The following is a 24184-nucleotide window of genomic DNA, read 5'->3' as shown; positions in this document are numbered from 1 at the left end:
GGAGCGGCTAAACCGCTGGTCCGGGCTTCGTGGCCATCACCATCCGGCAGCGCGGGCTGCCGTCGTCCCGGCGGCCGAACTCGGGCAGGGCGTGCAGCTCGACCGTGAGGCCCGCGCGGGTCAGTTCACGCCGCACGTCGCCGAGCCGGAACTCCCGGTAGTACATGACGAAGGGAGGACGCCACACCGCGTTGCGCAGCTTCATCGCCGCGTCGAAGCCGAGCATGGCCCAGTAGCCGGGCGAGCCGGGGCGGGCCGGCGCCATGACTGGGAAGGCGAACCGGCCGCCGGGCCTGAGCACCGAGTGGACCTGTGCGAACAGCCCCGGCAGTTCGCGGGGCAGGAAGTGTCCGAACGCCCCGAAACTCACGACCAGGTCGAAGACCGGGCCGAACGGCAGGGCGAGGGCGTCGCCGCGCACCCAGGTGGCGGGCGGCCCGCCGGGCCGTTCACGCCGTCGGGCCTCGGCGAGCATGCCCGCGCTGATGTCGATGCCGGTGACGCTCTCCCGGCACACGGTGCCCAGCACGTCCATGCCCGCGCCGGTGCCGCAGCACAGGTCGAGCCCGCTCCCGAACGGGCCCATGTCCGTCAGGGCCCGCTCGACGGACCGCAGGAACGAGTCCGGCGTACGGAACGGGGTGTGGTCGAACTTCGGTGCGAGGAGGTCGTAGCCGTGCTCGACGGACGACAGCGCCTGCACGGCGAGTTCGCGGAACGTGGGGCCCTGAGGGGTGAACATCGTCGATCAGCTTAGGGCTTTCGCCGGGCTCCCGAGGGCTTACCGGCCGGGCTCCGGCCAAGGCGTGGCCTTTCGGACGGTCCCGGGCACTGTCACCCTCGACATCGAGGACGTTCCGCCCAGGGAAAGGCTGTACCTGCCCCATGAGCTCCTTCCGCCCCGCACCCGCATGGCTGGCCGACGCGGTCTTCTACCAGATCTACCCGCAGTCGTTCGCCGACTCGAACGGCGACGGGATCGGTGACTTCGACGGCATCTGCGAGCACCTGGACCATCTGGCCTGGCTCGGGGTGAACACCGTCTGGCTGAACCCGTGTTTCGCCTCGCCCTTCGGGGACGCCGGGTACGACGTCTCCGACTACCTGAACGTGGCCCCGCGCTACGGCTCGAACGACGACCTCGCCGAGCTCGTCGACCGGGCGCGCGGTCGCGGCATCCGCGTGCTCCTCGATCTGGTCGCGGGACACACCTCCGACCGGCACCCGTGGTTCACCGCGTCGGCGAACGATCCCGACGACCATCGCTACATCTGGGCGACGGAGGGCCGCCCGGAGGGTTTCGTGCCCTCGCCCGGCAGCCGTCCGGGTTCGTACCTGCCGAACTTCTTCGCCTTCCAGCCCGCCCTCAACTTCGGTTACGCGCGCATGAGTCCGGCCGAGCCGTGGCGTCAGCCGGTGGACGCGGAGGGCCCGCGCGCCAACCGGGAGGCGCTGCGCACGATCATGGACCACTGGCTGGGTCTCGGTCTGTCGGGCTTCCGCGTCGACATGGCCGCCTCGCTCGTCAAGGACGACCCGGACAAGGCGCGGACGAGCGGGATCTGGACGGAGCTGCGTCACTGGCTGGACCGTACGCACCCGGACGCGGTGATCCTCTCGGAGTGGGGCGAGCCGGAGGTGTCCGTCCCCGCGGGGTTCCACACGGACTTCTTCCTCCAGTTCGGCGGTCCCACGGACGGCCTCGCGCTGCGCTCGCTGTGGAGCAACGGCTCGGGGACCGTCAACCTCGAATGGGATCCGCTCGACTGCTTCTTCGACCCGAGCGGCAAGGGGTCGCCGCGGCCCTTCGTGGAGGCCTGGCGGCAGGCGTCGACGGCCCTCGGCGACAGCGGTTTCATCTCGCTGCCGACCGCCAACCACGACTTCTCGCGCCTCAACTGCGGTCCGCGCTCGGCCGAACAGCTCCCGGTCGCCTTCGTCTTCCAGCTCACCTGGCCCACCCTGCCCGCCATCTACTACGGCGACGAGATCGGCATGCGGTACATCCCTGACCTCCCCGACACGGAGGGCAGTGTGCTCGGCCCCGCCTACAACCGCGCCGGTTCCCGTACGCCGATGCAGTGGGACGACGGCCCGAACGCCGGCTTCTCGACGTCCGAGCACCCCTATCTCCCGGTCGACCCCGATCCCGGCCGTCCCACCGTCGCCGCCCAGCGCGCCGACGACACGTCCCTCCTCCACCTCGTACGCCGTCTCATCGCCCTGCGTACCGCCACCCCCGAACTCGGTCCGGACGGCTCGGTGGAGGTCGTGCACGCGGGCTACCCCTTCGTGCACGTACGCGGCGGGCGGTATCTCGTGGTCGTCAACCCCCGCCAGGAGCCGACGAGTTGCTCCCTCGGGGACTTCCGGCCCGGCCGGGTGCTCGAAGCGTCCGGTGTCGTCACCGACGGCGGCACGGTCACCGCGGAGGCGTTCGGGTACGGGATCTTCGAGCTGATCCGGTAGCCCGGCGGCTCATCGGTCCCATAGCCGGCACTCCGCGAGCCGCCTCCGCAGAAAGCGCCGCTCGGCGTCGTTCTCCACCAGCTCCAGCGCGTCTCCGTACGCCTCGGCGGCCTCCTCCAGACGTCCCGTGCGCCGCAGGAGGTCCGCCCGGGTGGCGGGCAGCAGGTGGTAGCCCGCCAGCTCCCCGCCCTCCTCCAGGTCCGCGACGAGGACCAGTCCGGCCTCCGGGCCCTCGGCCATACCGACGGCCACCGCGCGGTTGAGACGCACCACGGCCGACGGCACCCGGCGTTCCAGCTCGCCGTACAGTCCGGCGATGTCCGCCCAGTCCGTGTCCTGTGCCGTGGCCGCGGTGGTGTGACAGGCCGCGACGGCCGCCTGGATCTGGTACGGGCCCGGCCGCCCCCGGCGCAGCGCGGTCCCCAGCAGGGCGGCGCCCTCGTCGATCTCCGCCCGGTCCCACGCCGTACGGTCCTGGTCCTCCAGCGTGACCAGCTCCCCGGCCGCGTCCACGCGGGTGCCGCGCCGGGCGTGGTGCAGCAGCAGGAGCGCGAGCAGGCCCAGCACCTCGGACTCGTCGGGCATGAGGCGGGCCAGCACCCTGGCCAGCCGGACGGCCTCCGCGCAGAGGTCCGTACGGATCAGGTCGGCGCCGGACGACGCCGCGTACCCCTCGTTGAACAGCAGGTACAGCACGCCCAGCACCCCCGTCGTGCGTTCGGGGAGCAGATGCGCGGGCGGCACCCGGTACGGGATTCCGGCGTTGCGGATCTTCCGCTTGGCCCGGACGAGGCGTTGCGCCATCGTCGCCTCGGGGACGAGGAAGGCGTGGGCGATCTCGGGTGTGGTGAGTCCCGCGAGGGTGCGCAGGGTCAGGGCGACCCTGGCCTCGACGGGCAGCGCGGGATGGCAGCAGGTGAAGATCAGCCGCAGCCGGTCGTCCGTCACCCCGCTGTCGTCGTCGGAGTCCGGGTCCCGCGGGCCGCCGGGTCCCCCGTCCCGTGTCAGCATCGCGACCTCCCGCAGTTTCGCCGCCCCCACCGCTCTGCGGCGCGTCACGTCCATGGCGCGGTTGCGCGCGGTCGTGGTCAGCCAGGCGCCGGGGCGGCGCGGCACTCCGTCGCGCCGCCACCGGTCCAGGGCCTGGGCGTAGGCGTCCTGTGCGCACTCCTCGGCGAGGTCCCAGTCGCCGGTCACCCGGATCAGGGTGGCGACGACCTGGCCCCATTCCTCGCGGAAGGCGGCGGCGGCGGCCTCCTCGACGCCGCCGTCCGCCTCTGTGGCACCGTCCGGCCCTCCACCGTCCCCCACCTCTTCGCCGTCGTTCATTCCCAGATCGGCCGTACTTCCACCGATCCACCGCCCAGCGCGGCCGGATGGCGGGAGGCGAGCGCGATGGCCTCGTCGAGGTCGGCGACCTCGATGATGTCGAAGCCCGCGATGTACTCCTTGGACTCCGCGAACGGGCCGTCGCCGAGCAGTACCTCGTCGCCCTGTACGCGGACGGTGGTGGCGTCGGCGGCGGGCCGCAGCCGTGCCCCGCCCTGCACCATGCCACCGGCGCGCACGTGGTCGATGTACGAGGCGAAACGGGGGTCGTCGGCGAGCTCCTCGGGGCTCAGCTCCTCACCGTCGACGGGTGTGCAGATGAACATCACGTACTTCATGTTTCCTCCCGGTACCGATCCCGGTACGCAGCTGTCCTTGCACCCCACCGACGAACGGGTCCGCGCCGGATCGACACCCCACCCATGATGACCTCGGCGGGCCGACGTCACACCCGTACGGGGAGTGTCCGGACGCTGTTGCCCACGAAACTCGCGCCGCGGGTGAGGTCCGCCTCGGGCACGGCGAGGTCGAGGCCGGGGAAGCGCGTGAACAGGCGTTCCAGGGCGATGGCGGACTCCATCCGGGCCAGTGGGGCGCCCAGGCAGTAGTGGGCGCCGTGGCCGAGGGACAGATGCCGGGCGGCGCCGGGCCCGGCGGGCCTGGTGACGTCGAAGAGGTCGGCGTCGGGGCCGTGCGCGGCCCGGTCACGGCCCGCGGCCGAGTAGCCGGCCAGGACGGGTGTGCCCCGGGGTATGACGGTGCCGTCCACGGTCAGGTCGTCGACCGGGTAGCGGAAGGGGAAGTAGCTGACCGGTGCGTCCCAGCGCAGGGTCTCCTCGACGGCGTCGGCCCAGCTCGCCCCGCCCCGCACGATGCGCGCCAGCTGGTCGCGGTGGCCGCACAGGGCGCGTACGGCGTTGGTGATCAGGTTCAGTGTGGTCTCGTGCCCGGCGATGATCATCAGGACCAGGGTGCCGAGGAGTTCCTCGTGGGTGAGCCGGTCGCCGCCCTCGTCGCGGGCGGCGATCAGCGCGCTGGTGAGGTCGTCGCCCGGCCGCTCGGTCCTGGCCTCGACGACCGCGCCGAGGACGGCCATCAGTTCGCGGTTGGCGGCCAGCGCACGCTCGGGGCCGATGTCGGTGGCGACGACCTGGTTGGAGAGGTGGTGGAGCCGGTCGCGGAACTCGGCGTCCACGCCCAGCAGTTCGCCGATGACGCCCATCGGCAGCGGCATCGCGAAGTGCGCGCGCAGATCGGCGACTCCCCCGCCGTCCCGGGCCGCGCGCTCCAGGTCGTCGAGCAGTCCCGCGGTCAACTCCTCGATGCGCGGGCGCAGTTCCTCGACCCGCCGGACGGTGAACGCCTTGCTGACCAGTGAGCGCAGCCGCCGGTGGTCGTCGCCGTCCGCGGTCGTCATGCCCCGTACCGTCGCGAAGGTCGCGAGGGGCCATCCGGGGGCGATGCGTCCCTCCCGCAGCGCGGTGAAGTGCCCGGCGTTCTTGGCTACTTGAGGGTGTGCGAGGAACTCCTTCAGCGCCTCGTGCCCCAGGACCGCCATGCCGTCCACCCCGCCGGGCAGGACGACCGGCGCCACGGCTCCGCGCGCGAGAAGGCGCGCGTTGTCGGCGTGCGGGCAGCCGCCGGCCGGGGCGAGGCGGTGCGGCGCGCCGGACGTACCTGATGTGCCTGACGTCTTGTTCGACGGTTCGGCTGCCGTGCTGTCCAACGCGATCTCCTGACTGCGGTCGACGGCAGTCGGAGGCCGTCACAGGAAGGGGGTGCCCGGGTCGACGCCCGAGAGTACGCGGCCGTAGATCTCCAGGTTGGTGGCGGGGTTGACGAAGGAGTGCAGGGTCAGGGCGTTGATGTCCCGGGCGATGCGCTGCAGGGGCACGGACCGCTGGAGCGAGGAGGCGCCGGCGGCCGAGGCGAGCAGATCGACGGCCTCTTTGCAGAGCCGGGTGAGATAGCCGCACTCGGCGCGGATCCTGGCCCTCCCCCGCGGTGTGTACGCGTCGCCGTCATGGGCCTTGGTCTCGATCTCGGCGATCAGCCGGCCGGCCACCAGTTCGGCGGCGGAGATCCTCATCCGGGCCTCGGCGAACTGGAGATGGGTGACGGTGGCCTCGTTCTGCCGCTCGTAGAAGGTGTACGTGATACCGCGACGGTGGACCCGCTCGTCGAACTCCGTCAGCGCCGCCCGCCCCAGACCCAGCGCCGCCGACGCCGTCCAGGCGCAGAACAGCGGCAGCACGGGCATGCGGTAGAAGGGGTTGTCGGCGTTGGTCTTCGACGGGGTCCGGCCGGCGAGCATCGACTCGACCGGGAGCACCCGGTGCGCGGGGACGGGAATGTTCCGGGCCACGACCGTGTTGCTGCCGGTACCGGCGAGACCCGTGGTGTCCCAGTCGTCCAGGATCTCCAGCTCGGACATCGGTACCGCGATCCACAGCATCTCGGGCGGTCCCTCCTGGGGCCGTCCGTCGGCCGGGACGACCGCGGCCGTCAGCAGATGCCAGTCCGCGTGATGGCAGCCGGTCGCGAAGCCCGAGGCGCCGTCCACCCGATAGCCCCCGTCGTACGGCACCGCCGTGGCGCCGGGGACGAGCGTGCCGCCGATCCTGACATCGGGACCGGCCGGGCCGGTGAAGAAGTCGTCCTGTGCCTCGTCGGGAAAGAGTGCCGCGATGTACGAGACTCCCGCGTGACTGAGTGTCACCCATGCCGTGGAGGCGCATTCGAGGGCGATCTCGGCGAAGGCGGCGACCTGGGTGTGCAGCGGGGTCTGGTAGCCGCCGTACCGCGCGGGGACGTTCATCCGGTGCACACCGGTGCCGCTCAGCGCGGCGACGACCTCGTCCGGCACCCGCCGGTCGTGTTCGGCCCGCAGCGCGTTCTGCCTGATCAGCGGTCGCAGTTCCCGTAAGCGTTCGACGATCCCGGCATCGACCATGCCGACCACCGTGGCGCGAGGCACCACCGGTGTCAACGCCCCGGGATCCGGCCGCTTCCGGCGGCACCGGACGAGATGGTGCTACAGTGCCATCAGCACTTGTGTACGCCTGCTTACAGGCGCCGGTGCCGATTTCCTCTCCTCCCGCTGGTCCGCCCGTCGATTCCCGACCGGCGCGCAGCATCTTCTTCGCAGCACCTCTCTCCGTACCGCGTTCATCAGCGGTACGCGTTTCGAGAAGTGACGCGTTCCGCCGTGCAGGGCGTGCAGTCACCGCCCCTGCTCCGGCCTCTCCCCCACCTGCGTGACCCCATCCAAGAACTCGATTCCGTCCGCGAAAGGACACCCCTCATGACCACCACACTCGAACGCCCGCCCACTCCCGTCACAGACCAGGAGCAGGCCACCGGCGTACTCGACCTCACCTCGAACGGGCAGGGCCACCTGCGCGCCGAGAACCTGCTCCCCGGAGCGGCCGACCTCCAGGTATCCACCGCTCTGATCCGCCGGTACGGCCTGCGCAAGGGCGACCGCGTCGAAGGACTGCGCGGCCGGCAGCGCGCACTCACCGAGATCCGGCGGATCAACGGCCGCCCCGCCGACGAGGCACGCGGCCGGCCGCACTTCCGTGACCTGACCCCGCTGCACCCGCGGGAGCGGCTGCGTCTCGAACACCCCGCGGGCGGTCTGACCACCCGCCTCGTCGACCTGGTCGCGCCCATCGGCAAGGGCCAGCGCGGTCTGATCGTCGCCCCGCCCAAGACCGGCAAGACCGTGCTGCTCCAGCAGCTGGCCGCCGCCGTGGCCGGCAACGACCCCGAGGCCCATCTGATGGTGGTGCTCCTCGACGAACGCCCCGAGGAGGTGACCGACATGCGCCGGTCCGTCCGCGGTGAGGTGTTCGCCTCCACCTTCGACCAGAGCCCCAAGCAGCACATCGCGCTGGCCGAGCTGGCCGTCGAGCGGGCCAAGCGGCTCGTCGAGGCGGGCCAGGACGTCGTGATCCTGCTCGACTCGCTCACCCGGCTGTGCCGGGCGCACAACAACGCGGCCGCCGCCGGGGGCCGCACCCTCAGCGGCGGTGTCGACGCGGCCTCGCTCCAGGGGCCCAAGCGGCTCTTCGGCGCGGCGCGGCTCGCCGAGGAGGGCGGCTCGCTCACCATCGTCGCCACGGCCCTCGTGGACACCGGCTCCCGCGCCGACGACTACTACTTCGAAGAGCTCAAGAGCACCGGGAACATGGAGCTCCGGCTGGACCGCACCCTCGCGTCCCGCCGTGTCTTCCCCGCCGTCGACATCACCCCTTCCGGTACCCGCCGCGAGGAACTCCTCATCCCGGCCGCCGAGTTGACAGCCGTACGAGGTCTGCGGCGCGCCCTGCACTCCCGCGGTGACGGCCAGGCCGGTCTGGAGACCCTGCTGGAGCGGATGCGGCAGACCCCGAACAACGCGACCTTTCTCAGGCAGGTCCAGCAGACGGTGCCGGGCAGCCAGTAGGCAGGCCGGGCGCCCGAGACACGCGCCGGCGTCCGCTGCGGCATCCGGGTGTTCGGCAGGTCCGTTCGGCCGAGGCGGTTCGCCTTGCGACCTGCGCGTTCCTACGTTTGCGGTATGACCATCGGACTCCCTGCCCGCACGGCCGTCTCCTGTTCCGCCCTCTGCGTCGTCGGGGCGCTCGCCCTCGTGCCGGGACCGGTCGCGGCCCTCGGCGGGGCGCACACGAACGTCACCGGGCCCCACGTCAGGACGGGCGGCGCACACACCGGGCCCACGCCGAGCACCGCCAATCCCCCGCCCACGCCTCCCTCATCGTCGTCGCCACCCTCGCCGCCCTCGATGCTGGACCGTCCCGGGACGCAGGTCCGGCTCCGGGCAGGAGCGCCCGGCGTACCGCCGGAGACGTCCGCCCGGTCGTGGCTGGTGGCCGACGCCGACACCGGCGATGTGCTCGCGGCACACAACGCGCACCTCGCACTGCCGCCCGCCAGCACACTGAAGACCCTCTTCGCGGTGACCGTGCTCCCGGTGCTGCCCTCCGCGGTCCGGCACACCGTCACCGAGGCGGACCTGGCGGACATCGGCCCCGGCAGCAGCCTGGTCGGAGTCCGCGCGGGACGTACCTACCGGGCGTCCGACCTGTGGCGGGGCGTCTTCCTCAACTCCGGCAACGACGCCGTCCACGTACTCGCCGAGATGAACGGCGGCTGGCGGGCCACGGCCGCGCAGATGCAGGCCAAGGCCCGGTCCCTGGGCGCCCGTGACACCCAGGTCGTCTCTCCCGACGGCTACGACATGCCCGGCCAGGTGTCGTCCGCGTACGACCTGGCCGTCTTCGGGCGCGCGGGGCTCCGCAACACGGACTTCGTCCGCTACTGCGCCACCGTCCGCGCGAAGTTCCCCGGCGACGGCTGGGCGTACGAGATCGAGAACACCAACCGGCTGCTCTCCGGTGCCGACGGGGTCGCGCCCTATCCGGGGCTCATCGGCATCAAGAACGGGTCCACCTCCCGGGCCGGCAGCACGCTCGTCGCCGCCGCGCGCCGGGGCGGGCACACCCTCGTCGTCACCGTGATGGACCCTCAGGAGGGCGGCCGGTTCGCCGTGTACGAGGAGGCGCGCTCCTTGCTCGACTGGGGTTTCGGGGCCGCCGGCCGGGTCGAGCCGGTCGGGTCGCTCCTGCCTCGTCCCGTGTCGCGGGCCACCGCGGGTCCGGCCGCCGGGGCGCGGCCCGGCCGCGGTCCGGCCGCCGCCCCACCGGCCGGTCCTTCGGCGCCCGCGGGCACGGCCGCCGACGACTCCGGCACTCCCGGCGGCGGGCCGGCGACGGCGTTGACAGTCGCGGGCGCCGCCGTTCTCGGCGCGGGCGCCGTGGCACTGGCCCTGCGCCTCCACGGCCGACGCTCTGCCGCCCGCCGCTGACCGACGGGCAGCCCGAGCAGCAGCCCCAGGGTGATCCACACGTACGCGTTGCTGCCGACGAAGCCGCCGATGCCCGACGCGTCGTCGAACCACAGCCACACGACGCTGCTGCACAGCAGGGCGTACAGGCTCGACGCGAGCCACAGCAGCCGGCCGCGCCGCTGCCGCAGGCCCGCCTCGGCGAGGATCACCAGCGAGGGCAGCAGCCAGACGAGGTGGTGCACCCAGGTGATGGGGCTGACCAGGCAGGCGGCGAGTCCGGTGAGGGCGAAGGCGCCGAGGACGTCACCCCTGGCGAGGGCCCGGCGCGCCCGCCACACCCACACCCCGAGGACGGCGAGCGCGAGCAGCGCCCAGACGGCACGGCTCGGCTCGGCGGGGTCGGCGAGACGGGCCAGTACGCCTTGCAGCGACTGGTTGGAGACATAGGCGAGGCGGCCGATACGGGACGTGTCCCAGACCGCGTCGGTCCAGTAGAAGCGGGAGGCGTCCGGCGCGGCCAGGGCCGCGAACGCGGTGGCGGCCGTCGCGACCCCGGTGGCGGTGGCCGCCGCGCGCGGGCGCCGGGCGAGCAGCAGCAGGACGATGAAGATCGCGGGCGTGAGCTTGACCGCCGCGGCGAGACCGATCCCGACGCCCGCCCAGCGGCTCCGTCCGTTCGCGGTCAGCCGGGCGTCGGCGAGGACGAGGGCCAGCAGCAGCAGGTTGACCTGGCCGAAGCTGAAGGTGTCGCGGACCGGTTCGAGGAGCGCGAGCAGACAGACGCCCACGGCGAGCCCGAACAGGCCGTACCGGCGCAGTCGGCGTCCGGTCAGGACGTACAGGGTGTGCAGGACGAAGGCGGTCGCGGCGAGGTTGAGCAGCAGGCCGACGGCGATCGCGGTGTGCAGTCCGAGCAGGGCCATCGGCAGCATGGATACCGCCGCGAACGGCGGATACGTGAAGCCGTACGCCGTCCCCGGTACCCGGTAGTCGTAGAGGTGCCCGCCGTGGTGGACCCAGGTGTCGACGGCTCCGTGATAGACGCGCAGGTCGAACCAGTCCCGCAGCAGCGGCACGGTCGCGGTGAAGACGGCCACGGCGGTGGCCAGGACGAGGACGAACAGCAGACGCCGCCGGTCGGTGGGCGGCAGCCTCATGCCGTCCGCCCCAGGACGGGGGCGTTCGACGTCTGGTGCGCCTGCCAGAGGACGACCAGCGCGAGCATCCCGCCCGACACCGCGAGCGCCAGCTGCTCGCTGTCGGGCGGCCCCCCGCTGGGCAGGACGCCGAGGGCGAGCACTCCGGTCACGGCGGCCACCCGGTGGCGTACGGACGCGCTGGGCGCCGCCGCGGCGATGAGGAACAGGCCCCACAGTGCGTACCAGGGCCGGACGGCCGGGCCGAGCACGGCCACCGTCGCCAGGCTGAGGCCCAGCGCGTAGACGGGGCTCACGCGGGGGCGGCGCAGCCAGATGCCGGCGACGACGACACCGGTGAGCACGAGGCCTAGGATGTGCCAGACGGGCAGCGCGTACGGGGCGAGATCGCTGCCGAGGCCGCGGAGGATGTCGCCGGTGGCGCGGCCGAGGAGGCTGGTGGGCGACCAGTTGTGCGGGGACACGGGTGTCTTCAGCGCGGCGATCCACCCGTATCCCGTACCGGCCGCGGCGGTCGCGGCGACGGTGGTGGCGAGCGCGGCGGCCGTGGTGGTGACGAGGGACCGCACCGTGCCCCGCCCGGCGCGCATCTGGAGCGCCACGACGGCCGCCAGGCCCAGGACGGCCGGGGCCTTGACCAGTGCGGCCAGGGTGACGAGGACGGCGCCCAGGACGGGCAGGCGGCCGAGGGCCGCCACCAGTCCGGCGCCGAGGAGGCCGAGCATGATGGCGTCGTTGTGCGCTCCGGCCACCAGGTGCAGCAGCACGAGCGGGTTGAGCGCGCCCAGCCACAGCGCGGCGGCGGGGTCGGCGCCGTTGTGCCGGGCGAGCTTCGGCAGCGCGGCGGCCATCAGCGCCACGCCGAGCAGCGCCACGACCCGCATGCCGAACAGTCCGGCCGGCACCTCGCCCCGCGTGAGACCGGAAAGCGCGGAGGCGACTGCGAGGAAGACGGGCCCGTACGGGGTCGCCGTCCGCCGCCACACGGGCGCCACCTCGTCCGCGAGGGGCCCGCCCAGCATGGCGGGGCCGTGTGTGTAGACGTCGATGTGCGCGTCGACCATCGCGCCCTGGGCCAGATAGCTGTAGACGTCCCGGCTGAACAGGGGCGGAGCGAGCAGCAGGGGGATCGCCCACACGGCGAGGACGACCAGCAGGGCACGGGGAGTCGGCGGTTCGGGCCCGCGGATCACCCACCCCAGCAGCGCCCAGGCGGCGATGAGCAGAACGACTCCGAAGTACACGCCGACCAGGCCGAGTGCCGCGCGTCCGGACGCGAGCGACGGCAGCTCCCGGACGGGCAGGGCGCCGGCCGTCTCGCCTCCCGCCGCGAGGACGACCGAGCCCGCGAGCCCGAGCAGCTGACAGCGACGCAGATCGACGGTGAAACCCTTGGCCAACACTCGGTCAGCGTGTCAATGCGGGGTGGCCGGAAAGCGACGCGTCCGCCTCGGAGCGGCAGCCACGGCATGACCGCCGTCTTACCGATCCGGGCGGCTGACTGGTCCGGGCTGCTGACCGATACGGGCGGCCGTCCGATACGGGCGCCTGTCCGATACGGGCGGCTGTCCGGGTGGCTGCTCAGAACACCGACAGGCCCGTGATGGTGGTGAAGCGGTCGAGGGCGGCGACTCCCGCGACCGAGTTGCCGTGTCCGTCCAGGCCGGGGCTCCAGACGCAGAGCGTGCAGCGGCCGGGGACGACGGCGATGACCCCGCCGCCGACACCGCTCTTGCCGGGCAGGCCCACGCGGTAGGCGAACTCGCCGGCCGCGTCGTACGTGCCGCAGGTGAGCATGACCGCGTTGACCTCCTTGGCCTGGCTCATCGTCAGGAGGCGGGTGCCGTCGGCGCGGATGCCGTGGCGGGCGAGGAAGCCGGTGGCCAGGGCGAGGTCGGCGCAGGATGCCTCGACGGAGCACTGCCGGAAGTACTCGTCGAGCAGCACCGGGACCGGGTTGCCGATGTTCCCGTAGGACGCCATGAAGTGGCCCAGCGCGGCGTTGCGGTCGCCGTGGGCGGACTCGGAGGCGGCCACTTCCTCGTTGATGGCGAGGTGCTCGTTGCCGCTCTCCGCGCGCAGGAAGTCGACGAGGGTGCCCGCCGCGTCGCCGGTCTGGGTGTGGAGCCGGTCGGTGACGACGAGGGCGCCCGCGTTGATGAAGGGGTTACGGGGGATGCCGTTCTCGTACTCCAGCTGGACGAGCGAGTTGAAGGGGTTGCCCGAGGGCTCGCGGCCGACGTGTTCCCAGAGCGCGTCGGCCTCGTGGGCCAGGTCCAGGGCGAGGGTGAAGACCTTGGTGATGGACTGGGTCGAGAAGGGCTGGCGCCAGTCGCCGACTCCGTACACCGTGCCGTCCAGCTCTGCCACGGCCATGCCGAACCGGTCGGGGTCGCACGCCGCGAGGGCCGGGATGTAGTCGGCGGGTCGGCCGCGGCCCGGGGTCTTCTCGATCTCGGCGGCGATACGGTCCAGGACGGGCTGGAAGGTCAGGGGCGAGCGCATGATCACATTCTGCCGTCGGCGGGTTGTGGGCGGGTGCGGGTGGGTGGGGGTCGGCCGCGCCGTTCCCCGCGCCCCTGAAAAGCGAAGGATTGCGCCGTTCCCCGCGCCCCCGGAGAGCCAAACGATTGCGCCGTTCCCCGCGCCCCCAAAAACGAAAGACTGCGCCGTTCCCCGCGCCCCTTAAAGGGAACTGCGCGGGCAACCCCCACCGGCCGCCGGTTCACAACGGGCCCCAGCCAACCCCGCCCACCCCTACGGAGTGACCCGCGAGTGTCAGGCGGGGCGGTTCAGTGGGTCGAGCGCGCGGGTCGGCCGGATGTGGCCCACCACCGCGCCGCCCCCGAGGAGCGGCACCCCGGAGAACTCGGTGAGTGCCGCCGGGTCGACACCGGCGCGGGCGAGGGCCGCCGCGGCGACGGGTACGCGTGCCCGGTCGGCGCCGTCGGCGATCTTCACGGCGACGGCCCGGCCGTCCGGCAGCGCCGCGACCTGCACGCCTTCGAAACCGTCCTTGGCGAGCAGCCCGGGTACGGCACGCATCAGCGCGGCGACGTCCCGTCCTGAGCCGGACGCCATCTCGGCGTGCTCGCGCATCGCGTCGGCCACCCGCGCCTCGGGCGTGCCGGACGGGGCCGTCGTGATCCGGGCGGCGGCGCGCGCGAGGCCGTGCAGCGAGACGGCGAACAGCGGGGCGCCGCAGCCGTCGACCGTGACCCGGGCGACGGACTGCCCGGTCAGGTCCTCGACGATCTCCGCGATCGCCTGCTGGAGGGGATGCGCGGGATCGAGGTAGTCGTCGAGCGACCAGCCGTTGAGGCGTGCCGTATAGAGCATCGCGGCGTGCTTGCCGGAGCAGTTCTGGGCGAGCCGCGACGGAAGCCGCTCGGCGCGGATCCAGTCCTCGCGGACGACCGGGTCGAAGGGCAGGTCCGGGACGTTGCGCAGGTCGTCCTCGGTGAGTCCGGCGAGCTCCAGGATCCGCCGGGTGCCGGCGAGGTGGCGTTCCTCGCCGGAGTGGCTGGCCGCCGCCAGCGAGAGCAGGTCACCGTCGAGCGGCAGCCCGGCCCGTACCATCGCCACCGCCTGTACGGGCTTGACGGCCGACCGCGGGTAGAAGGCGGCCTCGATGTCACCGATCTGCAGGTCCACGCTCCCGTCGGCGGCCAGCACGACCACCGAGCCGTAGTGGATGCCCTCGATGACACCGCCGCGTACGAGATGGGCGACGGGCGCGTGCAGCGGCTCCCTGATGGAGGGTGCCGCACCGAGCGAAGTCCCGCATCCGGAAAAGGCGTTGGGGCTCATGCGTCCGCCTTGCCGTTGCGCAGGGCGGTGACCCGGCCGCGTACGCCGTACCAGCCGGTCACCAGCGCCGCCACGATCAGCGGGAGGCACAGGACCGTCGTGCGGCCCGCTCCCCCGTCCGCGTACATGAGGACCAGGACGCAGGCGAGGAAGAAGAGGGTGACGAGTTCGGTCCAGGGCGAGCCCGGCAGCCGGTAGCCCGGCCGGTCCACCTCGCCCTCCTGCGACTTCCGCCAGAACTGCAGATGACAGATCATGATCATGCCCCAGGTGGCGAGGATGCCGAGCGCGGCGAAGTTGAGCACGATCTCGAAGGCGTCGGCGGGGACGACGAAGTTGAGCCCGACGCCGAGCACGCAGATACCGCTGGTGAGCAGGATTCCGCCGTACGGGACCTGGCTGCGGCTCATCACCGAGGTGAACCTGGGCGCCGAGCCGGCCATCGACATGGAGCGCAGGATGCGGCCGGTCGAGTAGAGCCCGGAGTTGAGGCTGGACATGGCGGCGGTCATCACGACCAGGTTCATCACACCGCCCGCGGCCGGGATGCCGATGTTCGAGAGCACGGTCACGAACGGGCTCTCCCCGGCGGTGTACTTGTTCCAGGGCAGCAGCATGGACAGGAGGAGCACCGAGCCGACGTAGAAGAGTCCGACGCGCCACATGATCGAGTTGATGGCCTTCGGCAGGATCTTCTCGGGGTTCTCCGTCTCGCCCGCCGCGACGCCGACCAGCTCGACGGAGGCGTACGCGAAGACGACACCCTGGACGATCAGCAGCATCGGCAGCAGGCCGTTGGGGAAGAGGCCGCCGTTGTCGCTGATGAGGGAGGGGCCGGGGGTGGCTCCGTCGACGGGGTGCTGGGTGACCAGGACGAAGATCCCGATCAGCATGAAGGCCACGAGCGCGCCGACCTTGACGATGGCGAACCAGAACTCCAGCTCGCCGAAGATCTTCACCGAGATGAGGTTCACGGTGAGCACGACCGCCAGCGCGATCAGGGCGATCACCCACTGCGGGATGTCGGAGAACATGCCCCAGTAGTGGGTGTAGGTGGCGACCGCGGTGATGTCGGCGACTCCGGTGGTCGCCCAGTTCAGGAAGTACATCCAGCCCGCGGTGTAGGCGCCCTTCTCGCCGAGGAACTCCCGGGCGTACGACACGAAGGCGCCGGAGGACGGCCGGTACAGGACGAGCTCGCCGAGGGCGCGGACGACGAGGAAGGCGAAGACTCCGCAGACGGCGTACGCGAGGAAGAGGGACGGGCCCGCGTCGGCGAGCCGGCCGCCCGCGCCGAGGAAGAGGCCGGTGCCGATGGCCCCGCCGATGGCGATCATGTTGACGTGCCGGGACTTCAGGGACTTGCTGTACCCCGCGTCGCCGGCGTCGACGTGACCGCTGGGCCGCCTCTTCCGCTCCTCCTGTGCTGTCTGTTGCGTCTGTTCTTCGAGGGACTGCTCGCTCACGCCTGCGTTTCGCCTTCTGTGGGGGTGCCCGCGACGTCGGCGCGCTCGGGGCGCACGATCGCGGTGAGGGTCGTCTCGACGCGGTCGAGGTGATGTGCCATGGCATCCGTCGCGTCGGCCGCGTTGCCGTCGACGAGTGCCTCGACGATGGCGCGGTGTTCACGGTTGGACTGCTCGCGACGGCCACCGAGCGCCGCGGCAGGCAACGTTTGCCCATTGAGGAGCGGCGTCCGGTGCGTGCTCTCGGTGTGCCGGTCGGAAGGCCTCGTACTGGACGTACTTGGGCTTTCGGCCGGTGCAGCGAGAGGACGTGCCGGGCGTCGCGACGGGGCGAACGTTGCCTGCCGCGGCGCCAGTTCGTTGAGGAACGCCGACTGTCGGGCCAGCGCGTCCCGGATCTCCTCGATCACGCGGCGGAAGACCGGGTTCTGGGCGGCCTGCGCCACGGCGAGGTGGAAGAGCGTGTCCATGGCGACCCACGCGGTGGTGTCCCGCTCGCGCTCCATCCGGTCGAGCAGGTGCGCCAGGTGGTCGAGGTCCTCGGGGGTCCGGCGCACCGCCGCGTATCCGGCCACCGGGATCTCGACGTGCCGGCGGACCTCCATCAGGTCACTGGCCGTGTAGTCGCCGAAGGTGGGGTCCTCGACGGGTCCTGTCGACACGACAAACGTGCCCTTGCCGGTCCTTGACACGGTCAGACCCATGGTCTGCAGGGCGCGCAGGGCCTCCCGCAGCACGGGCCGGCTGACCTCCAGCCGTCGGCACAGCTCCGCCTCGGAGGGCAGCTTGTCCCCCACGGCGTACTCACCGCCCTCTATGGCACCACGAAGATGCCCGAGCACGGCTTCCATGGCGCTGATGCGCCGCGGCACGGAGCCGGCTGTCTGGCTGTCTGACAGGTTCACGGGGGTGATCCTGCGCGGCACGGCGGGTGACTGTCAAGGTCGGCCCGGCCGGCGGCAGACCGACAGCCGGATCACCCTGCCCGGTGGCTACGTCCAGACGGCCTGGGCCAGCGCGACCCCCGCGAAAGCCGCCCCGAGCCCCGCGGCCACGCTCGCGATCGCGTTGACGGTGGCGTGGAAACGCTCTCCGCTCTCGGCCAGCCGCAGCGTTTCGTACGAGAAGGTCGAGTACGTGGTGAGCGCCCCGCACAGGCCCGTACCGAGCAGCAGCCGCAGGGAGGAGGAGGCCGCTCCCGCGGTGGCCGCGCCGGTCAGGACGCCCAGGACCAGGCAGCCGACGACGTTCACGGTGAGGGTGCCCCAGGGGAAGGCCGAGTCGTGCCGGGACTGCACCGCGCGGTCGGTGAGGTAGCGCAGGGGCGCGCCGACCATGCCACCGACGATCACCAGCACCCAGTTCACGAGGGGGCCCGCCCCGCTCTCCACCGGGCCGACAGACGGCGCGTCAGCGCCACGGCCGTCCATACCGCCGCGAGGGCTGCGAGGAGCGTGGCCGCGAGGTAGGCGAGGGCGGTGCGGGGGTGACCCTCGTCCATCAGCTGCTGGATGTCCACGGCGTAGGTCGAGAAGGTCGTGAAGCCGCCCAGCACCCCGGTGCCGAAGAAGGGGCGCACCAGCCGGTGGGGAGCCCACACCTCGGTGATCAGAACCATGAAGACGCCGATCACGAAGCAGCCGACGACATTGACCCAGAACGTGGTCCAAGGGAAGCCTCCGGGCTGCGCGGGCCAGAGCAGTGCGGCCCCGTAGCGCGCCGACGCGCCGGCCGCGCCGCCCACCGCGACCACCGCCACGGCCGGCCCCTGCCCTCGCCACACCGGCGCGCGCCGGGCGGGCACACCCGGTCCCGCCGGTTCGTCCACCGTCTCCGGGTGGGGGCTGGTCATGCGCGGTGTCTCCTGATCTCGGGCCGGGGATCAGGCTAACCGCCGGTGCCGGTCAGGAGCCGCCCGACGCCTCCTGGGCGATGGCGTCGAAGCGGGCCGCCATGGCCGCCTGGAGTGCCTGGGCCGCCGACAGGGGCCGGACCATGACGGTGAGGTCGTCGATCCGGCCGTCCTCGCCGAAGTGCAGGAGGTCGCAGCCCTGGAGGGCGCGGTCGCCCACCCGAGCCTCGAAGACGAGGGCGAGGTTCTGGCCGTCGGGGTCGGCGATCTCCCGGACGTAGTGGAAGTCCTCGAACACCTCGATGACGGCGCCCAGGATCGCGGAGGTGATCGCCTTCCCGGCGTACGGCTTGAAGACCACCGGGCTGGTGAACACGACGTCCTCGGCGAGCAGATCGACGACGGCCGCGTGGTCGCCGTCCTCGACCGCCTTGCGGAAGGGGTGCGTCATCATCCACCTCTCTCACTCTCTCTTGCGTACTCACATGCGTACTCATACTCAACATATTGATTAGGTGTTTCGGACAGTACCCTTCGGCCGCACCGGTCCGCAACGGGGCGCCGTCGATCCGCATCGGGTCCACGGGGTACGCGGGCGGCCGGGCGAGGTAGGAAGGAACCATCGAACCGGAGGTGCTGTCGTGTACTACCCGCTGACCGTCCGTGACTTCCTCGACCGCGCGGCCCATGTCTACCCGGACCGCGTCGCCGTCGTCGACGAACCGGAACAGCCGGGGCCGAGCCTCGGCGAGCTCACCTACCGGGAACTGGCCAGGCTCGCCCGCGCGCAGGCGGCCAGACTCGACCGGCTGGACGTGCCGGTGGGCGGCCGGGTCGCGGTGATCTCGCAGAACTCGGCGCGCCTGCTGACCTCGTTCTTCGGTGTCTCCGGCTGGGGGCGTGTCCTCGTGCCGGTGAACTTCCGGCTCACCCGGTCGGAGATCGACTACATCGTCCGGCACTCCGGCGCCTCGGTCGTCTACGCGGACCCCTCCTGTGCGGAGGTGCTCGACACGCTCGACGTCAAGCACAAGTTCGTCCTCGGCGACGACGACGACCTCTTTCTCGCCGACGCCGAACCGCGGGACTGGGCGTCGCCGGACGAGGCCGCGACGGCCAGTGTCAACTACACGTCCGGAACGACCGCTCGCCCCAAGGGAGTGCAGCTCACCCACCGCAACCTGTGGCTGAACGCGACCGTGTTCGGCCTGCACACCACGATCAGCGACCGTGACGTCTATCTGCACACGCTCCCGATGTTCCACGCCAACGGCTGGGGCATGCCGTACGGCGTGACGGGCGTCGGCGGCCGGCACATCGTGCTGCGCCAGATCGACGGGGCCGAGATCCTGCGCCGTGTCGAGCGGCACGGCGTCACCCTGATGTGCGCGGCGCCCGCCGTCCTGAACGCGGTGCTCGACGCCGCCGCCTCCTGGGAGGGCGAGATGCCCGGCCGCGACCGGGTCCGTATCGTCTGCGCGGGCGCGCCGCCGCCGACGCGCACGATCGAGCGGGTGACGGTCGAGCTGGGCTGGGAGTTCATCCAGATCTACGGGCTCACCGAGACCTCACCGCTCGTCACGGTCAACCGGGGCCGGGCGGAGTGGGACGACCTGGAACCCGCCGAGCGGGCCCGCAGGCTCGGGCGGGCAGGGGCGCCCGCTCTCGGCGTACGTGTCGACGTCGACGTGGACGGGGAGGTGCTGACCGCGTCCAACCACAATCTCGACGGCTACTGGGAGCAGCCCGAGGAGACGGCGAAGGCCCAGGAGGGCGGCTGGTTCCACACCGGGGACGGCGGATACCTCGACGACGACGGTTACCTGGTGATCTCCGACCGCAAGAAGGACGTCATCATCTCCGGCGGCGAGAACGTCTCGTCGATCGAGGTGGAGGACGTCATCACCTCGCATCCGGCGGTGCGCGAGGTGGCGGTGATCGGCATTCCGGACGCCAAGTGGGGCGAGCTGGTGACCGCGCTCGTGGTGACGGACGGATCCGGCGTCACCGCCGAGGAGTTGATCGCCCACTGCCGTACGCGGCTCGCCGGTTTCAAGACTCCCAAACGGGTCGACTTCGTGGAGTCGCTGCCGCGCACGGCGACCGGGAAGCTGCAGAAGTTCAAGTTGCGGGAGCCGTTCCGGCGGGAGTGACGGGAGCCCTCCGGGGAGGGAGAGCGGGCGGAGGGTGGGTGGAAACGGGTACCCGTTTCCACCCACCCTCCCGTTACGCCTTCGCCGAGTTACGTTCGGGCGGTCACCGGTGGCTGAACCACGCCATCGCCGGCAGCGCCTTGTCGTCGTAGCCGAACAGGGCCTGGTTCTCCCAGCCGTTGCCGGACGAGGGGTCCGTCGGGTCCCAGCCGTTGCCGGTCACCGCGGTCCAGGTGGACTCCCAGTAGAAGATGCCGAGCCCGCGGCCGTTCGGGACGGCCTCCACGATGCTCGCGACGTCCTTCATCCACTGGGTCTGACCTGCCGTCGAGGCGGCATAGCCGGGCACCAGTTCGCTCGCGAGGTCGATGATGTTCTCGGTCGGGTCCTCGCTGTCCAGCCGGAAGGGATAGGCCGTCTCCGCGAGGTACACCGGCTTGCCGTAGCGGGACGCCGCGTCGTCCAGGGTCGTCTGGAAGTCGGCGAGCGTGCCGTGCCAGTAGCCGTAGTAGGACAACCCGATGACGTCGAACTTCACGCCGTTGGACACGGCGCTGTCGAACCACCAGCGGGTACCGGCCAGGTCGCCGCCCTTGGCGAGGTGGATCGCCACGGTCGTACCGGAGCTGACCGCCTTGACCGCGTCGTAGCCCGAGTTGAGGAGTCCGGCGAGCTGCGACCAGTTCGAGGTGGAGCCCTCGTTCCAGAGCATGCCACCGTTGATCTCGTTGCCGACCTGCACCATGTCGGCCGTGGTGCCCTGGGCCTTGAGGGCGTTCAGAACGTCGTACGTGTGGTTGTAGACGTCCGTCCTCAGCTGGCTGTAGGTGTGTCCGGACCAGGCGGCGGGCTTGGACTGGACACCCGGGTCGGCCCAGGTGTCCGAGTAGTGGAAGTCGACCAGGAGCTTCATGCCCTGCGCCTTGACGCGCTTGGCGACGGCGAGGACACGCGCCTTGTTGTTGTAGCCGTCGGCCGGGTTCACCCACACCTTGAGGCGGGCGTAGTTCTGCCCGGCGGACTTGAGGATGGCGAGGGCGTCACCGGTCGTGCCGGAACTGTTCTTGTAGACGCCGCCCTTGGCCTCGCTCTTGGCGAGTGACGATACGTCAGAACCCTTGATGGACAGGGCTGATGAGCCGGACGTGAAGGTCAGGTCGTCCACGTTGATCCAGTTGCCGGCCTTGGCGTCGGAGTTGACGCCGATCGTGCACTGGTTGTTCGTCACCGCGATGGAGGTGACGATCCGGAGCCATCCGCTGGACGACACCGGGATGTCGGTGCGCTGCTCCGCGCTGCCGCAGTTCTTGAGCGCGAGATACGCGGAGTTCTGGCCGCCGCCCGAGCGCACCCAGGCGGTGAGCTTGTAGGTGCCGTTGGTAAGGCCGGAGAGGTGCTGGTAGGTCTCCACCTTGTACGCGGAGGCCGAGTAGTGCGTGAGCCGGTAACTCCCGCCGTGGCCGCCGGACTCGGTGAAGGAGGCCGCGGCCTGGCCTCCGGCCGAGTAGGCCGTCCAGCCGGCCGGGGCGGCCGTTCCGGCGCTGCCCGATTCGAAGCCGGGGTTGGTGAGGGTGCTTGCCGCGCTCGCGCTCTGCGCCGGCAGCGCGGTCAGGGCAAGTCCGGCTGCCAGGGGCAGCAGCAGGGCCTTGAGTGTGCGTCTGGGATGGAACATCGTCGTCGTTGTCCCTTCGACGTGATGTGGATGTGATCCCCGCGTGGTGACGGGGGTTCTACTCGCCCCCGCCGCCCCTTCCCTCCCCCAGTCTCGGCTTCGCTCGACCGGGGGGACCCCCATCGTCACGTACTCGGGGGCGCTGCCCCCGAACCCCCGGTCCTCAAGCGCCGGACGGCTGAAAGATTCGCGGACCGTCCGCGACTCTCCAGCCCGTCCGGCGTTTGAGGACGAGCGCGAAGCGCGATCAGGGGGCGAGGGGGCGAAGCCCCCATGCAGTGACGATGGGGGAGGGTAGGGGCGGCGGGGGCGAAATCCGCAGGTCGGATCAGTCGTCGAGCCGCACGACCCGTACGGCCCCCGCCGGCACCGCGAGCCGCCCCGCGACCCGCTCACCGCGGAGCACCTCCGTACCGTGCCCGTCGAGCGGCACCTTGACCTCGACACCGGAGTGGTTGATCGCGAAGAGGAACGCCCCCGACTCCCCCACCCGCCGCACCACCTCGACATCCCGGGGCAGATCGGCGCGCGGAGCGATCCGCGCGTCATCCGCGGCCCACCCGATCAGCGCGTCCAGCCCGGCGGCGCCCAGCCGCGTGGACACGTACCACGCGGACCCCGCGCCCAGCCGGTGCCGGGTGACCGCCGGATGCCCGGCGGCGAGCCCGTCCGCGTACGTCCACACGGTCTCGGCGCCGCGCGGCACGACGAACTCGCTCCACACGTCGCCGGCGAGTTCGGAGCCGTCGGGACCGGTGAGGCGCACCCGGTCGCCCGCGAGGAGCGGCGAGAACTCCTCGACGGTCAGGCCGAGCACGTCCCGCAGCGGCCCGGGGTAGGCGCCGTCGTGCACGGCGTCGTGCTCGTCGACGATGCCGGAGAAGTACGAGACGACGAGTGTGCCGCCGTTCTCGACGTACTCCTTCAGGTTGAGCCCGGCGGCCTCGGTCATCAGGTAGAGCGCCGGGACCACCACCAGGGGGTAGCCCGACAGGTCGGCCTCCGGGTGGGCGAAGTCGACGGTGAGGTGCCGGTCGTAGAGGGCCTCGTAGAAGGCGTCGGCGCGCTCACGCGGGTCGTGGTCCTCGTTCGGGCGCCACTGGAGGTTCTGCGCCCACCAGGAGTGCCAGTCCCACAGGACGGCCGCGTCGGCCACCGTGCGGGTGCCGCGAACCACGCTCAACGAGTCGACGGCCGAGCCGAGTTCGACCACCTCGCGCCAGACGCGCGAGTCGGTGCCCGCGTGCGGCAGCATCGACGAGTGGAACTTCTCCGCGCCGCGCCGTGACTGCCGCCACTGGAAGAACATCGCGCCTTCGGAGCCCCGGGCCACGTGGGCGAGCGAGTTACGGGCCATCTGGCCCGGCGCCTTCGCCGGGTTGCGGGTCTGCCAGTTGACGCCCGAGGTGGAGTGTTCGAGCAGCAGCCAGGGGGCGCCGCCCGCCACGGAACGGGTCAGGTCGGCGGCCATCGCGAGGTTGACGTGCGTACGGCGGCCGTCGGTGATCAGGTAGTGGTCGTTGCTGACCAGGTCGACCTCGCGGCCCCAGGCCCAGTAGTCGACGGAGTCGCACTGGCTGAGGGCGGTCATGAAGTTCGTGGTGACCGGGATGCCGGGCGCCAGGCGGTGCAGGATGTCCCGCTCGGCCACGAAGTTCTCACGCATGGTCGCGTCGGCGAACCGCTTGTAGTCGAGCGCCTGGCCGGGGTTGCCGACCGTCGGGGCCAGCCGGGGCGGGTTGATCTGGTCGAGGTCCGCGTACCGCTGACCCCAGAAGGCCGTGCCCCAGGCCTCGTTGACCGCGTCGATCGCGTTCACCGTACCGCCCGCGCCGACCGTGCCGTACGCGTCGGTGAGCCAGCGGCGGAAGTGCGCCGCGCAGTTCTCGCAGTAGCAGGCCGAGACCGGGACCCCGTACTCGTTGTGGACGTGCCACAGGGCGAGCGCGGGGTGTGCGGCGTACCGCTCCGCCAGCCGCTCGGTGATGTTCGCGGCGGCGGCGCGGTAGTGCGGGTTGCTGTGGCAGATGGCGCCGCGCGAGCCGAACTCGTAACGGGTGCCGTCGGCGGCCACCGGCAGCGCCTCGGGGTGCTCCCGGTAGAACCAGGCGGGCGGCGCGACGGTCGGCGTACCGAGGTCGACGCGTATCCCGTTCTCGTGCAGCAGGTCCAGCACCCGGTCGAGCCAGCCGAAGTCGTACGTACCCGGCGAGGGTTCGAGCAGTGCCCAGGAGAAGATCCCGACGCTGACCATCGTGACGCCGGCCTCGCGCATCAGCCGGACGTCCTCGGGCCAGACGGACTCCGGCCACTGCTCGGGGTTGTAGTCCCCACCGAAGGCGAGCCGCGCAAGGCCCCTGGGGGTGGTCTCCGGCATGGATTGTCTCCCGGTAATTCGATCATTTGGGAACGTGCACACACT

19 protein-coding genes and 1 pseudogene are annotated in these 24184 nt (G+C 71.7%); 4 read left to right on the top strand and 16 right to left on the bottom strand.

What is annotated here, in order from left to right; all coding sequences use genetic code 11:
• Positions 1-7: 7 nt before the first annotated feature.
• The gene (locus tag ACH4DZ_RS27935; protein ID WP_398290111.1) at positions 8-742 is read right to left on the bottom strand and encodes a class I SAM-dependent methyltransferase; all 735 of its coding nucleotides are present in this window, start codon (positions 740-742) and stop codon (positions 8-10) included.
• A gap of 143 nt (positions 743-885) precedes the next feature.
• On the opposite strand from ACH4DZ_RS27935, the gene ACH4DZ_RS27930 reads away from it, so the two are divergent.
• Entirely contained in the window at positions 886-2469 is a 1584-nt protein-coding gene (locus ACH4DZ_RS27930; RefSeq protein WP_398290110.1) for an alpha-amylase family glycosyl hydrolase, read from the top strand.
• Between the two features lie 9 nt (positions 2470-2478).
• Here ACH4DZ_RS27930 and ACH4DZ_RS27925 read toward each other — a convergent pair whose 3' ends face one another.
• The 4 genes from ACH4DZ_RS27925 to ACH4DZ_RS27910 all read right to left on the bottom strand — a co-directional run bounded on the left by ACH4DZ_RS27925 (position 2479) and on the right by ACH4DZ_RS27910 (position 6751).
• Positions 2479-3798 carry an RNA polymerase sigma factor gene (locus tag ACH4DZ_RS27925; RefSeq protein WP_398290109.1) on the bottom strand — a complete coding sequence of 440 codons (1320 nt, stop codon included), beginning with the start codon at positions 3796-3798 and terminating at the stop codon, positions 2479-2481.
• Positions 3795-4136 carry a YciI family protein gene (locus ACH4DZ_RS27920; RefSeq protein ID WP_398290108.1) on the bottom strand — a complete coding sequence of 114 codons (342 nt, stop codon included), beginning with the start codon at positions 4134-4136 and terminating at the stop codon, positions 3795-3797. Before ACH4DZ_RS27920 ends, ACH4DZ_RS27925 begins: the two co-directional genes overlap by 4 nt.
• A 107-nt stretch (positions 4137-4243) precedes the next feature.
• Positions 4244-5524: a cytochrome P450 gene (locus tag ACH4DZ_RS27915; protein ID WP_398290107.1), complete on the bottom strand. Its 1281-nt coding sequence runs from the start codon at positions 5522-5524 to the stop codon at positions 4244-4246.
• Positions 5525-5563: 39 nt separating this feature from the next.
• Positions 5564-6751, bottom strand: coding sequence for a flavin-dependent monooxygenase (locus ACH4DZ_RS27910; protein ID WP_398290106.1), 1188 nt, complete (start codon positions 6749-6751; stop codon positions 5564-5566).
• Positions 6752-7102: 351 nt separating this feature from the next.
• Here ACH4DZ_RS27910 and rho point away from each other — a divergent pair, with 351 nt between their 5' ends.
• Together rho and ACH4DZ_RS27900 are read left to right on the top strand one after the other, a co-directional pair.
• Positions 7103-8248, top strand: a complete 1146-nt coding sequence (gene rho, locus ACH4DZ_RS27905) for a transcription termination factor Rho (protein WP_398290105.1) — start codon at positions 7103-7105, stop codon at positions 8246-8248.
• Positions 8249-8362: 114 nt separating this feature from the next.
• Positions 8363-9271: pseudogene (locus tag ACH4DZ_RS27900) on the top strand (D-alanyl-D-alanine carboxypeptidase family protein); the annotation flags it as partial.
• Positions 9272-9330: 59 nt separating this feature from the next.
• On the opposite strand, the gene ACH4DZ_RS27895 reads toward ACH4DZ_RS27900, so the two are convergent.
• From ACH4DZ_RS27895 to ACH4DZ_RS27855, 9 genes are all read right to left on the bottom strand, one after another.
• Positions 9331-10809, bottom strand: coding sequence for a glycosyltransferase 87 family protein (locus ACH4DZ_RS27895; protein WP_398290104.1), 1479 nt, complete (start codon positions 10807-10809; stop codon positions 9331-9333).
• On the bottom strand, positions 10806-12212 hold the full coding sequence (gene mptB, locus ACH4DZ_RS27890; protein WP_398290103.1) for a polyprenol phosphomannose-dependent alpha 1,6 mannosyltransferase MptB: 1407 nt from the start codon (positions 12210-12212) through the stop codon (positions 10806-10808). The genes ACH4DZ_RS27895 and mptB overlap by 4 nt, the downstream gene beginning before the upstream one ends.
• Before the next feature lie 178 nt (positions 12213-12390).
• A complete protein-coding gene (locus ACH4DZ_RS27885) occupies positions 12391-13314 on the bottom strand; it encodes a glutaminase (protein ID WP_398290102.1) in 924 nt (307 codons plus the stop codon).
• Positions 13315-13587: 273 nt separating this feature from the next.
• Positions 13588-14619 (bottom strand): asparaginase, encoded by a 1032-nt coding sequence (locus ACH4DZ_RS27880; RefSeq protein ID WP_398290101.1) that lies wholly within the window; start codon positions 14617-14619, stop codon positions 13588-13590.
• Positions 14616-16085, bottom strand: coding sequence for an amino acid permease (locus ACH4DZ_RS27875; RefSeq protein WP_398290100.1), 1470 nt, complete (start codon positions 16083-16085; stop codon positions 14616-14618). The genes ACH4DZ_RS27880 and ACH4DZ_RS27875 overlap by 4 nt, the downstream gene beginning before the upstream one ends.
• Complete coding sequence (locus ACH4DZ_RS27870; protein ID WP_398290099.1) at positions 16082-16990, bottom strand: FadR/GntR family transcriptional regulator; 909 nt, start codon at positions 16988-16990, stop codon at positions 16082-16084. The genes ACH4DZ_RS27875 and ACH4DZ_RS27870 overlap by 4 nt, the downstream gene beginning before the upstream one ends.
• 87 nt (positions 16991-17077) lie before the next feature.
• Positions 17078-17452: a fluoride efflux transporter CrcB gene (crcB, locus tag ACH4DZ_RS27865; protein ID WP_398290098.1), complete on the bottom strand. Its 375-nt coding sequence runs from the start codon at positions 17450-17452 to the stop codon at positions 17078-17080.
• The gene (crcB, locus tag ACH4DZ_RS27860; protein WP_398290097.1) at positions 17449-17937 is read right to left on the bottom strand and encodes a fluoride efflux transporter CrcB; all 489 of its coding nucleotides are present in this window, start codon (positions 17935-17937) and stop codon (positions 17449-17451) included. Before crcB (ACH4DZ_RS27860) ends, crcB (ACH4DZ_RS27865) begins: the two co-directional genes overlap by 4 nt.
• A gap of 52 nt (positions 17938-17989) precedes the next feature.
• Positions 17990-18391, bottom strand: coding sequence for a nuclear transport factor 2 family protein (locus ACH4DZ_RS27855; RefSeq protein ID WP_398290096.1), 402 nt, complete (start codon positions 18389-18391; stop codon positions 17990-17992).
• A 187-nt stretch (positions 18392-18578) separates the two neighbouring features.
• On the opposite strand from ACH4DZ_RS27855, the gene ACH4DZ_RS27850 reads away from it, so the two are divergent.
• Positions 18579-20090: an AMP-binding protein gene (locus ACH4DZ_RS27850; protein WP_398290095.1), complete on the top strand. Its 1512-nt coding sequence runs from the start codon at positions 18579-18581 to the stop codon at positions 20088-20090.
• A gap of 103 nt (positions 20091-20193) precedes the next feature.
• On the opposite strand, the gene ACH4DZ_RS27845 is transcribed toward ACH4DZ_RS27850, so the two are convergent.
• On the bottom strand, positions 20194-21762 hold the full coding sequence (locus ACH4DZ_RS27845; RefSeq protein ID WP_398290094.1) for an arabinogalactan endo-beta-1,4-galactanase: 1569 nt from the start codon (positions 21760-21762) through the stop codon (positions 20194-20196).
• 328 nt (positions 21763-22090) lie between these two features.
• Positions 22091-24139 carry a beta-galactosidase gene (locus ACH4DZ_RS27840; protein ID WP_398290093.1) on the bottom strand — a complete coding sequence of 683 codons (2049 nt, stop codon included), beginning with the start codon at positions 24137-24139 and terminating at the stop codon, positions 22091-22093.
• Positions 24140-24184 lie beyond the last annotated feature (45 nt).

The sequence above is a fragment of the Streptomyces sp. NPDC017991 genome (genome assembly GCF_044328075.1).
GTDB lineage: Bacteria > Actinomycetota > Actinomycetes > Streptomycetales > Streptomycetaceae > Streptomyces.
Note: the sequence above shows the minus strand (reverse complement) of the source record. Positions and strands in the feature narration are given on the sequence as shown.

Excerpts from the sequence above, each read along its gene's own strand:
- ACH4DZ_RS27840 (WP_398290093.1), bottom strand. The coding sequence starts at position 24,139 with ATGCCGGAGACCACCCCCAGGGGCCTTGCGCGGCTCGCCTTCGGTGGG.
- ACH4DZ_RS27895 (WP_398290104.1), bottom strand. The coding sequence starts at position 10,809 with ATGAGGCTGCCGCCCACCGACCGGCGGCGTCTGCTGTTCGTCCTCGTC.
- ACH4DZ_RS27855 (WP_398290096.1), bottom strand. The coding sequence starts at position 18,391 with ATGATGACGCACCCCTTCCGCAAGGCGGTCGAGGACGGCGACCACGCG.
- ACH4DZ_RS27920 (WP_398290108.1), bottom strand. The coding sequence starts at position 4,136 with ATGAAGTACGTGATGTTCATCTGCACACCCGTCGACGGTGAGGAGCTG.
- rho (WP_398290105.1), top strand. The coding sequence starts at position 7,103 with ATGACCACCACACTCGAACGCCCGCCCACTCCCGTCACAGACCAGGAG.
- crcB (WP_398290097.1), bottom strand. The coding sequence starts at position 17,937 with ATGACCAGCCCCCACCCGGAGACGGTGGACGAACCGGCGGGACCGGGT.
- ACH4DZ_RS27845 (WP_398290094.1), bottom strand. The coding sequence starts at position 21,762 with ATGTTCCATCCCAGACGCACACTCAAGGCCCTGCTGCTGCCCCTGGCA.
- ACH4DZ_RS27910 (WP_398290106.1), bottom strand. The coding sequence starts at position 6,751 with ATGGTCGATGCCGGGATCGTCGAACGCTTACGGGAACTGCGACCGCTG.
- ACH4DZ_RS27880 (WP_398290101.1), bottom strand. The coding sequence starts at position 14,619 with ATGAGCCCCAACGCCTTTTCCGGATGCGGGACTTCGCTCGGTGCGGCA.
- ACH4DZ_RS27930 (WP_398290110.1), top strand. The coding sequence starts at position 886 with ATGAGCTCCTTCCGCCCCGCACCCGCATGGCTGGCCGACGCGGTCTTC.
- ACH4DZ_RS27935 (WP_398290111.1), bottom strand. The coding sequence starts at position 742 with ATGTTCACCCCTCAGGGCCCCACGTTCCGCGAACTCGCCGTGCAGGCG.
- ACH4DZ_RS27925 (WP_398290109.1), bottom strand. The coding sequence starts at position 3,798 with ATGAACGACGGCGAAGAGGTGGGGGACGGTGGAGGGCCGGACGGTGCC.
- ACH4DZ_RS27885 (WP_398290102.1), bottom strand. The coding sequence starts at position 13,314 with ATGCGCTCGCCCCTGACCTTCCAGCCCGTCCTGGACCGTATCGCCGCC.